Source organism: Anaerostipes sp. AF04-45 (genome assembly GCF_003461725.1).
Lineage (GTDB): Bacteria > Bacillota > Clostridia > Lachnospirales > Lachnospiraceae > Anaerostipes > Anaerostipes caccae.
The window spans coordinates 318,870-330,688 of sequence record NZ_QTXQ01000002.1 but is presented as its reverse complement, the minus strand read 5'-3'; the positions used below and the strand labels follow the sequence as shown (position 1 = coordinate 330,688).

Sequence of the window (11,819 nt, the reverse complement as noted above, 5' to 3'; positions counted from 1 at the left end):
AAACTATGGGTATTTTTGGAGACGCGATTAATTACATCATTGGCCTGGGTGCATCGGTTATGCTGCCTCTCGTCATAGCAGTACTGAGTATTATTGTAGGAGTGAAAGTAGGAAAGGCAATCCGTGCCGGACTGATGGTAGGAGTCGGATTTGTAGGACTGGGACTCATTGTCGACATGATGAATGCCAACCTGGGGCCTGCGGCAAAGGCCATGTCAGAGACGTTTGGGCTTCACATGAGCGTTGTAGACGTGGGGTGGCCGGGGATGTCACCGATCACATGGGCATCCGGCATCGCAACCGTTGCGATCCCGGTAGCGATTCTTGTAAATGTGGTGATGCTTGTACTCAAGCTTACCAAAACTGTAAACATTGATATTTGGAACATCTGGCACATGACATTTACCGGGGCGATCGCCTATGCGGTGACAGGAAACTTTGCCATCGGTATTGCAGGAGTAGTGGTCCACGCAATCTTTACATACAAATTCGGTGACCTGTATGCGCCGCTGATGGAAGACTATTTTGAACTGGAAGGGCTCACCGTTCCCCACGGAACATCCGCCTACCTGGCACCGTTTGCCTGCACGATTGATGCCATTATCGAAAAGATACCGGGACTGAACAAGATCAGTATTACTGCCGATAAACTGCAGGAAAAAGTAGGTGTGCTCGGAGAACCGATCGTTATCGGAGGACTCCTCGGAACTTTAGTAGGTGCGCTGGCAGGCTATAATTTTCAGGCTGCGCTCCAGCTGGGCATCAAGATGTCCGCAGTCATGGTACTGATGCCGAAAATCACAAAATGTATCATGGAAGGCCTGATGCCGATCTCAGAGAGAATGAAGGAAATACTCACCAAACGTTCCGGGGACGGAGAGTTCTATATCGGACTCGATCCGGCGATTCTTTTAGGGGATTCCCAGGTAGTAACCGCAGGGCTGATCTTTATCCCGCTGACCATTTTGATCGCAGTGATTGTGCCTGGAAATGTCATTCTTCCATTTGGTGATCTGGCAACCATCGGATTCTTTATCGCCATTGCCGTTGCAGTGCACAAGGGAAATCTGTTCCGCACACTGATCTCAGGCTCTGTGATCATGTATGTGACCATCTGGATCGCAAACCAGGCAATTCCGTGGACGACGGCACTTGCTAAGTCTGTGAACCTGACAAACGGAGCATCCAGGATTGCAGCGCTTGACCAGGGAGGGTCACCGATCACCTATATGTTCACACAGATCTTTACGAGAGAAAATCTTGCAGGGCTGGCTGTCATCGCCGTAATCTACGCAGTCTGTCTCGTATTCACTGTAAGGACATCCAAGGCCAGAGCGGCAGCATTAAAAGAAGAACAGTAAAACATCAGAAAACCGGGCGGGCTTTTGCCCGCCCGGACTGATAACCGAAGATCAGGAGGAAAAAAGATGCCATTAATGACAACAACACAGATGCTCCTTGATGCCCAGAAAAACGGGTATGCAGTGGGCGCTTTTAATGTAGAGAATATGGAGATGGTCATGGCGGTCATGGAGGCAGCCGAGGAGCTTCGTTCCCCGGTTATCATGCAGACTACGCCGTCCACGGTAAACTATGCGGGACTGGATTATTTTCTGGCAAATGTACGGACCGCGGCAGAGCGTGCCAGCGTGCCTATTGCTATGCATCTGGATCACGGAAACAGCTTTGAACTGGCCATGCAGGCCTTGAGGACCGGATATACATCCATTATGATCGATGGTTCCCATGAATCCTTTGAGGAGAATATTCGGCTTACCAAGTCCGTAGTCGATGCATGTGCTCCTTCCAAAGTGCCTGTGGAAGCGGAGCTGGGAAAAGTCGGGGGAAAGGAAGACGACCTGGACGGAGGGGCCGGAGGCTACACAGAACCTTCCGAAGCATTAGTATTTGTAAATAAAACGGGCATCACCTCCCTGGCTGTGGCTATCGGCACAGCCCACGGAGTTTACAAAGGAGAACCGAAACTGGACTTTCTGCGCCTGTCAGAAATTCGGGAAGCAGTCTCCATACCATTAGTACTCCACGGAACAAGCGGTGTGCCAGACGAGACAGTGGCGGAATGTGTCAAACGGGGAATCTGTAAGGTGAATTACGCCACAGATCTACGGATTGCCTTTTCAAAAGGGGTTACCGGTGTGCTCAGAGAAAAACCGGATACGATCGATCCTAAAAAATATAATGCTGCGGGAAAACAAATGGTAAAGGACTATGTCAAATCAAAAATGAAGGTTGTAAAGAGTGAAGGAAAGGCTTAGGTGAGTGGAATGAAAGCAGGAGTGGTCCATGCAAAAAATGATATCCGGTTCGAGGAAATCAAGACCCCGGTGCCGGAAAAAGGGCAGGTGCTGGTCAAAGTCAAATATACAGGGATCTGCGGATCTGATGTGCCGAGAGTCAACGGGGATGCGTGTCATTTCTTCCCAAATGTGCTGGGACATGAATTTTCCGGTGTGGTAGAAACCGTAGGAGAGGGAGTATCCTCCTTAAAGCCGGGTGACCGTGTGGCCGGTGTGCCGCTGGTTCCGTGCATGGAATGTGAGGACTGCCGGAAGGGGAATTATTCCCTCTGTAAACATTACAGTTTTATCGGCTCCAGGGAATTCGGAAGTTTCGCCGAGTATGTGGCGGTGCCGGAGAAAAATGCGGTAAAATTTGAGGATTCTGTATCTTTTGAGCAGGGGGCTTTCTTTGAGCCTGCCACAGTGGCTCTCCACGGACTTTTAAGGACCGGCTACCAGGGCGGAGAAGATGTGGCAGTCCTGGGCGGCGGCACCATCGGACTGTTCACGGCCCAGTGGGCAAAGATTTTCGGCGCTAAAAGGGTCACGGTTTTTGACATCAGTGACGAGAGACTTAAGCTTGCGAAGAAACTTAGCATCGATAATGGCATTAATACTCTGGAGGAAGACTTCATGGATCAGGCTATGGCACTCACCGGGGGCAAAGGGTTCGGCTATGTATATGAGACTGCAGGGGTTACCACGACCATGAAATATGCGTTCCGTCTGGCAGCCAACAAAGCGGGAGTCTGTTTTATCGGAACACCGACGAAAGAATTATCTTTCAGTGTGGAAGAATGGGAAAATATGAACCGGAAAGAATTTACCCTGACCGGGTCCTGGATGTCCTACAGCGCACCGTTTCCGGGGAAAGAGTGGGAGCTCACAGCCCATTATTTTAAGACCGGCCAGCTGAAATTTGATGATTCACTGATCTTTAAGAAACTGCCTTTATCTGAGATAGCGGATGCCTTTGAACTTTACAAGGAAAAAGGCGCTGTAAAAGGCAAGATTTTGATTGACAGTGAGGGATGATTTATGATTTTAACAGTGACACTGAATGTATCTGTGGATAAAGCATACAAAATAAAAGGAGCTGTGTGTCCCGGTACCGTCTCCAGGGTGGATGAGTGCAGGAACACCGCAGGAGGAAAAGGGCTCAATGTGGCAAGGATCGCAGACCTGTGCGGAGAAGATGTTTTAGCGGCCGGTTTTGCCGGAGGATTTAACGGGGATTATGTCAAAGCAATGCTCTGTGAAGACGGAATTCAAAGCAGATTTACAAAAGTAAAGGGCGAGTCCAGAAGCTGTATTAATATATTGGCCGGGGACGGTACATCCACGGAATTTCTGGAACCGGGTGCACCGGTGGAGGAAGAGGAGTGGCATCGGTTCCTAAAGGATTTTGAAGAGTTGGTAAGGGAAAGCCATGTGGTCACGATCTCAGGAAGTGCTCCAAGGGGGCTTGGGGCAGACTGCTACCAAGAGCTGATCGAAATAGTGAAACGGCAAGGGAAACAGGTTATTTTAGATACCAGCGGTGAGTATTTGAGAGAAGGGCTCAAAGCGAAACCTACGATGATAAAACCTAATCAAGAAGAGTTGGAAGACCTGCTTGGAGTGGAGATTAAAAACCGGGAAGACCTGATTTTGGCGGGCAAAAAGCTTGTAAGCCAGGGCATCCCATATGTAGTCATATCCCTTGGGGCCAAAGGAGCTTTGATGATATGTGAAGATAGAATTTATCATGGAAAGCCTCCTGAACTGGACGCGGTGAATCCGGTGGGATGCGGAGATTCCATGGTGGGAGCCTTTGCAGCGGCATTCTGCCAGGGAAAATCAGACAAAGAAGCACTGGCTTATGCAGTGGCAGTGTCTGCGGCCAACGCGATGAATCCGGGGACAGGAAGATTCCGGGTTAAAGATATGGAAGAAATTCATTCAAAGGCAGAAGTTGAAGAAATTACTTATTAACAGCAGAGAAGCAAGACACTATGCAGGATGGAGTGTCTTGCTTTTTAAAGTTTTCAAGCACTAAATACTGAGGTGCCGGGAGATGAAGTGGGTCTGCCGCTTTGTTTAGACAGGGATATATGTAACAGAATTTCCGTGGTGGCGGATGACCTGTTCCAAATCGGCACAACTGATCCACACCGTGGCAGTGTTATCGTTTGGATGGACTCCGATGCAGGAGCTGTCTTTTAACTCTTCATCTATGAAAACTTCTACAGCCAGGTGTTCATCGTTTAAGATTCCCATGGGAGAGACAGAGCCTTTCGTTACCTTCAGATGCTTCATGAGACGTTCCTCCGATGCGAAACTTAATCTGGATGAACCGATGGTCTGCCGGAGTGTTTTCAGATCCACAGGCTTGTCTCCGGCAGCAAGAACAAGAAAATGCCGCTTGCCGCTGCCGTCTCTTAAAAAGAGATTTTTTGCGATGGATTCATTGGGTCTGGTCAGATGCAGAGCCTCGATCTCCTCCATGGTATAGGCAGCAGGGTGATCTTCGTACTCATATGGGATGTGGAGGCGGTCAAGCGTCTCTAATACCTTTTGTTTCATGTTTAAGTCCTTCTTTCTATTGGATCAGTGACAGAAGTTCGTCCGGTTTTTCCAGCACAACAGCATATTCTTTTTTTAATGCCTCAGAAGCTCCCCATCCTGCCAGGGCAAAATCACATCCGGCAGCTCTGGCACAGTCTATATCATAGCTGGTATCCCCGATAAAGAGCATTTGGCTTATCGGTATTTCAGACTGTTCTGCCAAATATAACAGAGGTTCCGGATCCGGTTTGGCATGGGAAACCTCGTCCAGGCAGATGGAGTGCTCCATGAAACGTTTCAGCCCATGGCGCTCCATCGTTTCTTCATATTCAATTCGGAGTTTATTTGTGGCAACGCTCAGGATAAGCCCTTTTTGACTCAGGGCAGACAACGTATCTAAAATTCCGTCAAACGGATGGATCGTATGTGCATAGCAGTCAATATATTTTAACCACCCGTGAATACTTCCTTCAGGAAAACCCATAGAGTCCAGCAGGGCCAGGCTGTCGCCGCCGAGAACAAACTCAAGCTCATTAAGCGGCCTGCATTCATTCCATATCTCTTCGTACAGGTCTCTGAAGCCTGCGAGAATGGAATATTTGGTGTCCAGCAGAGTACCGTCCAGATCAAAACAGATCATTTTATAATCAAGTGATAAGTGATTCATATGTCTTCCTCATTTTATAAAACTGAAATCGTATAGGCAAGTGTCTCTGACTGTTCCGGGGCCAGCATGCGGACTCCGCGTTTGTGTTCAAAAATATCGTCTTCATCAGAGCAGGTAGAAGTGCCTGACCAGGGTTCAATTGCCACAAATGGGCCGTCGTTGGCGCTGGACCAGATGCCGAGGTAATCAAAGCCTTCAAAATCCACACGGATTCCCTTTCCCGTCTCTTTATGCAGCAAAGAAGCCGATCTGGATTCCAGAGTGTCAAAGATCAGGGCGTCGTCATAAAAGAGTTCGTGTTTTACACCGAAGGAAGATGCATGATCAAGAAAAGCCTTTCTGTTGTTTACATTGATCAGGCCGTCCTCTGTCAAAACCGGGCATCCGGCCGTCTCCGGTTTTTCAAATTCTATGATATAATCCTCGAAAGCTTCTCCGCCATGGAGAGGGCAGTTAAACGCGGGATGTCCTCCGACAAAATACGGCATTACTTCAGATCCGCAGTTCTTTACGGTGTGTTCGACTATCACACTGCGGTCTTTGATCCGGTACGTCATTTCCAGCTCAAAGTCAAAGGGGAAAGATTTCATGGTTTCTGCGTCAGCATGCAGAAACAAAGAAATGCTGTCACTGTCCAGGCGCCGGAGAGTAAATTCACATCTTCTGGCGATTCCGTGCCTGCCCATGGAACAGGATTTTCCGTCTCCAATTTGCGCTTCCCCGTTTCTTAAACTGCCGCAGATTGGAAACAAAATCGGAGCCTGTCCGCTCCAGTAATCAGGATTGCCCTGCCATAAATACTCTAAGCCTGTTTTATCTTTAATAGAAGTAAGGCCTGCCCCGGATGTGTCGACAGAAACTGAAAGAACATCGTTTTTTACTTGATATGAACTCATATTACGCTCCTTTTGCTGAACAAAAATAAACAAGTTTCTTTTCAGAATATTATACCTTATATGATATAATGGTGCAAAGGAGAAACATCATGACAAGCAGCCGTTTATTTGAGATCATTTATATTTTGCTGGAGAAAAAGAAAGTGACAGCGCCGGAGCTCGCCGAGAGGTTTGAGGTTTCGGTGAGAACGATCTACCGGGACATCGATGCACTCAGCAGTGCGGGCATACCGGTATACTGCACTCAGGGAAAGGGAGGGGGCATTGGCCTGCTGGAAGACTTTGTCATGGACAAGTCTGCCCTTACGGAAGAGGAACAAAGTCAGATCCTTCTCTCACTCCAATGCATGGCAGTCACGAACCACATGGATGCCAAAAAACTCTTATCCAGATTGTCCAGCCTGTTCCAGAAGGACGATGAGAACTGGGTCTATGTGGACTTTTCACGGTGGAACCCAAGAGGAGAAAAGGAACTGTTTGAAACACTGAAAGAAGCGATCCTTAACAGGGAAGTGGTCACATTTGATTACTATAATGCAAAGGGCGAATATTCCAGAAGGGAAGCAGAGCCCATGCAGCTGTATTTCCGCGGCATGGACTGGTATCTCACGGCATTCTGCAAAAAGAGCGGGGAGATACGGATCTTTAAGCTCAAGAGGCTTAAAAATTTGGTAAAAACAGAAGAACGCTTTTTGAGAAAAGACATTCGGGATATGAAAACAATGCCGTCTCTGGAAGAAAAAAAGGATATGGAAGTATCCGTCAGGGCAGAGAAAAGTCTTGGATTCCGCGTCTATGATGAATTCGATCCGGACTGGATCAGAGAGGAGAAGGAGACTTTTTATATCACATTTCCTTGTGCAGATGAAGAATGGCTGTATGGATGGCTTCTATCCTTCGGGCCGGGGCTTGAGGTGCTGGGGCCAAAAGAAGTCCGCAGCGAAATGAAACGCCGTCTCCGCCTTATGGCGGGACAATATGAAGAAAACATTTAAAACCTGACAGACAGCTGTCAGGTTCTCTGTTGTACAATAAAGAAAAAACAATGGAGGAACAATTATGAACTATGAAGTGGTAGAATTAGAAGAAAAGATGGTTGCAGGGATCAGCGCGAGGACATCCAATGATGCACCGGATGCCGGAATGGTGATCGGATCCTTGTGGGGGCGTTTTTTTGAAGAAGGAATTTTTTTTAATATCTCAAACAAAGTAAACGAAAAGAGCATCGGCCTGTATTCTGATTACAATGATGAGAATATGCAGGAATATCAGATTACAGTAGGATGTGAGGTCAGCAGCACAGAGCAGAATCAGGAAGGACTCACCTTTGCTGTAATTCCAAAAGGAAAATATGCAAAGTTTATTGTCCGGGGACATATGCAGAAAGCGGTGAGCGAGTTTTGGACCAGGCTGTGGAAAATGGATTTAAACCGCAGCTTTACTGGAGACTTTGAAGAGTATCAGCCGGGAGGCACGCTGGAAGACTCAGAAATCCATATGTATATTGCACTGAAGGAGTGATTCATAAGAATGGATTATGTAAAAGCAAAACATATCATCACCAAAGGACCGGGAGACTCCTGGTTCGGCGGAGATTATAACATGAATATATACCGTGGCTGCTGCCACGGCTGTATTTATTGTGACAGCCGGAGTGACTGTTATCATATTGAGAATTTTGATCAGGTGAAAGCGAAAGAACATGCCCTGGAAATCATCCGGGATGATCTGAGAAGGAAAACAAAAAAGGGAGTTGTGGCAACCGGAGCCATGAGTGATCCGTACAATCCTTTTGAAAAAGAGCTGATGCTGACCAGGCATGCTCAGGAGCTTCTGAACGCATTTGGATTCGGCAGCGCCATCGCTACGAAAAGCGCCATGATCACAAGAGATATTGACATACTCGAAGAAATAAAAGAACACTCCCCGGTGATCTGCAAGCTGACCATTACAACCTGTGATGATTCCATGTGTAAAAAGATAGAGCCGGGAGTATCCCTGTCATCTGAACGTTTTGAGGCTCTTGCAAAACTCAAAGACGCGGGGATTTTTGCAGGAATTTTAATGATGCCGGTGCTTCCGTGGATCGAGGATACAGAAGAAAATATTCTTGGTATCGTAAAGAAGGCGAAAGAATGCGGAGCAGATTTTATCTATCCTGCCTTTGGAGTGACATTGAGGCAGAATCAGAGAGAATGGTATTTTGAGAAACTGGACAGACTGTTTCCGGATGACAATTTGAGGGAAAAATATAAGAAGAGATATGGAGACCGGTATCAGTGTGCCAGTCCGCATGCAAAACAGCTGTGGAGCCGGTTTGCGGCCGCCTGCAATGATGCGGGCATCCTGTTTAATATGCGTCATATCATTACGGCATACCGGCGTCCGTATGAAGCCAGACAAATGAGTTTTTTTGACCAGTTTTAAGAACGTATCACAAGGGGCACTGTACAGCAGATGTACAGTGCCCCTTTGTGCCTGAGTGGAAAAAGTTTTTTAAATATGGTAAACTAGAAAATACAGTGCTGACAATTCTATATTAGACAAATGAAATTTGTTTTATAGAAAACAGAATAAAAGGATCTGGAGAGATACAGATCCTTTTGACTGTTTATACAAAAGGAGTGAATTGAATGATAGAGTTTCAACATGTAACTAAGAGTTTTAAAGATAATAAAGTCCTGTCGGATATCTCTCTGACGATTGAAGATGGGGAACTGGTAGCGATCATCGGTTCCAGCGGCTGCGGAAAGACCACGACGCTGAAGATGATCAACCGGCTGATCCGGCCGACGAAAGGCAAGATTTTCATCGACGGAAAAGACATTGAAGATATGAATAAAGTCGAGATGCGGCGCAGTATCGGATATGTGATACAGCAGGCCGGGCTGTTTCCCCACATGACGGTCAGAGAGAACATCGAACTGATTCAAAGATTAGAAAAAAAGGACGAAGAACAGATCAGCAAGAATACGGAATATCTTATGGATATGGTCGGCCTTAACGGAGATGAATTTCTGGACCGGTATCCCAATGATCTGAGCGGCGGGCAGCAGCAGCGTGTCGGCGTTGCCAGGGCACTCGCCAACAATCCTAAGATTATGCTGATGGACGAGCCTTTTTCGGCACTGGACCCAATGACAAGGGTCAGCCTTCAGGACGAGCTGATTGCTCTCCATGAGAAAGTGGACAAAACCATCGTATTTGTCACCCACGATATGGATGAGGCGATCAAGATCGCAGACAAAATCTGCATCATGAAAGACGGCCATATTCTCCAATATGATACACCGGAAGAAATCCTGAAAAATCCCGCAAACGAGTTCGTGGAAAACTTCGTAGGGAAGAACCGTATCTGGGGGTCACCGGAGTACATAAAGGTGGAGGATATTATGATTGAAAATCCCGTCACCTGTACCGGTGACCTGTCCAGGACCCGATGTGTCAAAAGGATGAAAGAACGGCATGTAGATACGCTGTTAGTAGTGGACGAAAACAGGAAACTTCAGGGAATGATCAACAGAAAAGCCCTGTACCGTGCCAAGAATCCGCTGGCTGCAGCGGAGACCATGATGAAGACAGATGTTTTGACTGCAAGTCCGGATGACAATATCCTGCAGCTTTTAAAACTGATTGACGAATATGATGTAGGAAATATTCCTGTAGTTGATGAAAATGAAAAGGTACTTGGACTGATCACAAACAGCAATCTGATCTCTACGCTGAGCCAGCAGTATCTAACAGAAGATGAGGAAGACACAGAGGACCGGACGTCAGATGAAGGCCAACAAGACATGACAGAGAAGGAGGTGTAACCGATGGAATTTATTCAGTATATGATACAAAATAAAGAACAGATTTTATCTCTGGTGACAGAACATATCGAACTCACCGCCATCGCAGTGGGCTGCTCCATTCTCGTCGGTGTCCCTCTCGGTATCCTGATCAGCTATGTAAAGAACCTGAATAAACCAGTACTTGGAGTCGCAAATGTAGTACAGGCGATCCCGAGCATGGCGCTTTTGGGATTGTCCATTCCTCTGTTGGGAATCGGTACCCTGCCGGCTGTTGTGATGGTCATTATTTATTCCCTGCTTCCGATCATAAAGAATACATTTACCGGTATTAACAGTATCAGTCCGGAAATGGTAGAAGCGGCTAAGGGAATCGGATTAACAAAAGCACAGGTGCTGTTTAAAATAAAAATTCCTCTGGCCCTGCCGATCATCATGGCAGGTGTGAGGATTTCTGCGGTAACCGCGGTGGGGCTTATGACTATGGCCGCATTTATCGGTGCCGGAGGACTCGGATATCTGGTGTTTTCAGGAATCCGTACAGTGAATAACGCCCAGATCCTGGCAGGGGCTATCCCGTCCTGTATCCTGGCACTTCTGGTAGATTATCTCACAGGACTGATTGAAAAACTTGTGACGCCGATCAGCCTGCAGCAGGGATATGAGGGTTCAAAAGAACAGTTAAAAAGAAAGAGAAGACGCCAGAAAGGTGTGCTTGTACTGGTAGGAATTCTGGTGGCTGCCATCATGGGCAATTCTATAATTGGAAGCTTCAAGGGAGATGATAAGAGGATTGCCATCGGAAGTAAGGATTTCACGGAACAGCTGGTCCTCTGCAACCTCTACGCCGATGTGATCGAGGATAAAACGGACATCAAAGTGGACCGCCGTGAGAACCTGGGAGGCAGTGAAGTCTGCTATGAGGCACAGGACAAAGGGGAGATTGACATGTATGTGGAATACACAGGAACCGCATATATGAATATTCTGAAAGAAGAATCCACCAATGACATGGATAAAGTCTACAATACTCTGAAGAAATATTTTAAGGAAAAGAATAATTTTGAAGTCCTGGATCAGACGAAGTTTAACAATACCTATACACTGGCTGTGACCAAAGAGACCGCAAAAAAATATAATCTGAACAAAATCAGCGACTTGCGGGGAGTCGGCTCACAGCTGAGCATCGGATCCACTCTGGAATTTTTAAACCGTGCCGACGGTATCCCGGGATTATGTGAAACTTATGGTTTTAAGTTTAAGAATGAGACGGGAATTGACGGCTCACCGAGATATACAGCCTTGGAAAATAAAAAAGTTGACGTAGTGGATGCGTTTGCCACAGACGGCCTGCTAAAGAAGTTTAAGCTGAAAGTGCTGGAAGATGACAAAAAATATTTTCCGCCATATTATGCAGTGCCGGTTATCAGGGAGGATACGCTTAAAAAGTATCCGGAACTCGAAAAGGTTATTAACGAATTGAGTGCTGTCTTGACGAATGATGCCATGATGGAAATGAATTATGAGGTCGATGAACTTGGAAAGGAACCGAGAGAAGCGGCACATGATTACCTTGTAGAACAGGGAATTATTGAAAAATAGAAGATCTAAGAGA

Annotated in this window: 12 protein-coding genes; 9 read left to right on the top strand and 3 right to left on the bottom strand. The window is 46.7% G+C overall.

Annotated elements, in window-relative coordinates:
- The first annotated feature begins 5 nt into the window (after positions 1-5).
- The 4 genes from DWV34_RS04515 (at position 6) to pfkB (ending at position 4,274) form a co-directional block, all read left to right on the top strand.
- Positions 6-1,361, top strand: a complete 1,356-nt coding sequence (locus DWV34_RS04515; RefSeq protein WP_006569081.1) for a PTS galactitol transporter subunit IIC — start codon at positions 6-8, stop codon at positions 1,359-1,361.
- Between the two features lie 66 nt (positions 1,362-1,427).
- A complete protein-coding gene (gatY, locus tag DWV34_RS04510; protein ID WP_022260902.1) occupies positions 1,428-2,276 on the top strand; it encodes a tagatose-bisphosphate aldolase subunit GatY in 849 nt (282 codons plus the stop codon).
- A gap of 9 nt (positions 2,277-2,285) precedes the next feature.
- Positions 2,286-3,335 (top strand): galactitol-1-phosphate 5-dehydrogenase, encoded by a 1,050-nt coding sequence (locus DWV34_RS04505; RefSeq protein ID WP_039947153.1) that lies wholly within the window; start codon positions 2,286-2,288, stop codon positions 3,333-3,335.
- A gap of 3 nt (positions 3,336-3,338) precedes the next feature.
- Entirely contained in the window at positions 3,339-4,274 is a 936-nt protein-coding gene (gene pfkB, locus DWV34_RS04500) for a 1-phosphofructokinase (RefSeq protein ID WP_022260901.1), read from the top strand.
- A gap of 105 nt (positions 4,275-4,379) precedes the next feature.
- On the opposite strand, the gene DWV34_RS04495 is transcribed toward pfkB, so the two are convergent.
- From DWV34_RS04495 to DWV34_RS04485, 3 genes are read right to left on the bottom strand one after another with little or no spacing between them, the layout of a single operon-like run.
- Positions 4,380-4,865 carry a prolyl-tRNA synthetase associated domain-containing protein gene (locus DWV34_RS04495; RefSeq protein WP_009290358.1) on the bottom strand — a complete coding sequence of 162 codons (486 nt, stop codon included), beginning with the start codon at positions 4,863-4,865 and terminating at the stop codon, positions 4,380-4,382.
- Positions 4,866-4,881: 16 nt separating this feature from the next.
- Positions 4,882-5,514, bottom strand: coding sequence for an HAD family hydrolase (locus DWV34_RS04490; protein WP_009290359.1), 633 nt, complete (start codon positions 5,512-5,514; stop codon positions 4,882-4,884).
- A gap of 14 nt (positions 5,515-5,528) precedes the next feature.
- The gene (locus DWV34_RS04485; RefSeq protein WP_009290360.1) at positions 5,529-6,410 is read right to left on the bottom strand and encodes an aldose 1-epimerase family protein; all 882 of its coding nucleotides are present in this window, start codon (positions 6,408-6,410) and stop codon (positions 5,529-5,531) included.
- An 89-nt stretch (positions 6,411-6,499) separates the two neighbouring features.
- Between DWV34_RS04485 and DWV34_RS04480 the strand changes: the two genes are divergently transcribed.
- The 5 genes from DWV34_RS04480 to DWV34_RS04460 all read left to right on the top strand — a co-directional run bounded on the left by DWV34_RS04480 (position 6,500) and on the right by DWV34_RS04460 (position 11,806).
- Positions 6,500-7,405 carry a helix-turn-helix transcriptional regulator gene (locus DWV34_RS04480; RefSeq protein WP_022260900.1) on the top strand — a complete coding sequence of 302 codons (906 nt, stop codon included), beginning with the start codon at positions 6,500-6,502 and terminating at the stop codon, positions 7,403-7,405.
- 64 nt (positions 7,406-7,469) lie between these two features.
- Positions 7,470-7,931, top strand: a complete 462-nt coding sequence (locus DWV34_RS04475) for a GyrI-like domain-containing protein (RefSeq protein WP_009290362.1) — start codon at positions 7,470-7,472, stop codon at positions 7,929-7,931.
- A gap of 9 nt (positions 7,932-7,940) precedes the next feature.
- Entirely contained in the window at positions 7,941-8,837 is an 897-nt protein-coding gene (locus tag DWV34_RS04470; protein ID WP_006569069.1) for an SPL family radical SAM protein, read from the top strand.
- Between the two features lie 206 nt (positions 8,838-9,043).
- Positions 9,044-10,225: a betaine/proline/choline family ABC transporter ATP-binding protein gene (locus DWV34_RS04465; RefSeq protein WP_118475538.1), complete on the top strand. Its 1,182-nt coding sequence runs from the start codon at positions 9,044-9,046 to the stop codon at positions 10,223-10,225.
- Between the two features lie 3 nt (positions 10,226-10,228).
- Positions 10,229-11,806: an ABC transporter permease/substrate-binding protein gene (locus DWV34_RS04460; RefSeq protein WP_006569067.1), complete on the top strand. Its 1,578-nt coding sequence runs from the start codon at positions 10,229-10,231 to the stop codon at positions 11,804-11,806.
- Positions 11,807-11,819 lie beyond the last annotated feature (13 nt).

Excerpts from the sequence above, each read along its gene's own strand:
- DWV34_RS04515 (WP_006569081.1), top strand. The coding sequence starts at position 6 with ATGGGTATTTTTGGAGACGCGATTAATTACATCATTGGCCTGGGTGCA.
- gatY (WP_022260902.1), top strand. The coding sequence starts at position 1,428 with ATGCCATTAATGACAACAACACAGATGCTCCTTGATGCCCAGAAAAAC.
- DWV34_RS04505 (WP_039947153.1), top strand. The coding sequence starts at position 2,286 with ATGAAAGCAGGAGTGGTCCATGCAAAAAATGATATCCGGTTCGAGGAA.
- pfkB (WP_022260901.1), top strand. The coding sequence starts at position 3,339 with ATGATTTTAACAGTGACACTGAATGTATCTGTGGATAAAGCATACAAA.
- DWV34_RS04495 (WP_009290358.1), bottom strand. The coding sequence starts at position 4,865 with ATGAAACAAAAGGTATTAGAGACGCTTGACCGCCTCCACATCCCATAT.
- DWV34_RS04490 (WP_009290359.1), bottom strand. The coding sequence starts at position 5,514 with ATGAATCACTTATCACTTGATTATAAAATGATCTGTTTTGATCTGGAC.
- DWV34_RS04485 (WP_009290360.1), bottom strand. The coding sequence starts at position 6,410 with ATGAGTTCATATCAAGTAAAAAACGATGTTCTTTCAGTTTCTGTCGAC.
- DWV34_RS04480 (WP_022260900.1), top strand. The coding sequence starts at position 6,500 with ATGACAAGCAGCCGTTTATTTGAGATCATTTATATTTTGCTGGAGAAA.
- DWV34_RS04475 (WP_009290362.1), top strand. The coding sequence starts at position 7,470 with ATGAACTATGAAGTGGTAGAATTAGAAGAAAAGATGGTTGCAGGGATC.
- DWV34_RS04470 (WP_006569069.1), top strand. The coding sequence starts at position 7,941 with ATGGATTATGTAAAAGCAAAACATATCATCACCAAAGGACCGGGAGAC.
- DWV34_RS04465 (WP_118475538.1), top strand. The coding sequence starts at position 9,044 with ATGATAGAGTTTCAACATGTAACTAAGAGTTTTAAAGATAATAAAGTC.
- DWV34_RS04460 (WP_006569067.1), top strand. The coding sequence starts at position 10,229 with ATGGAATTTATTCAGTATATGATACAAAATAAAGAACAGATTTTATCT.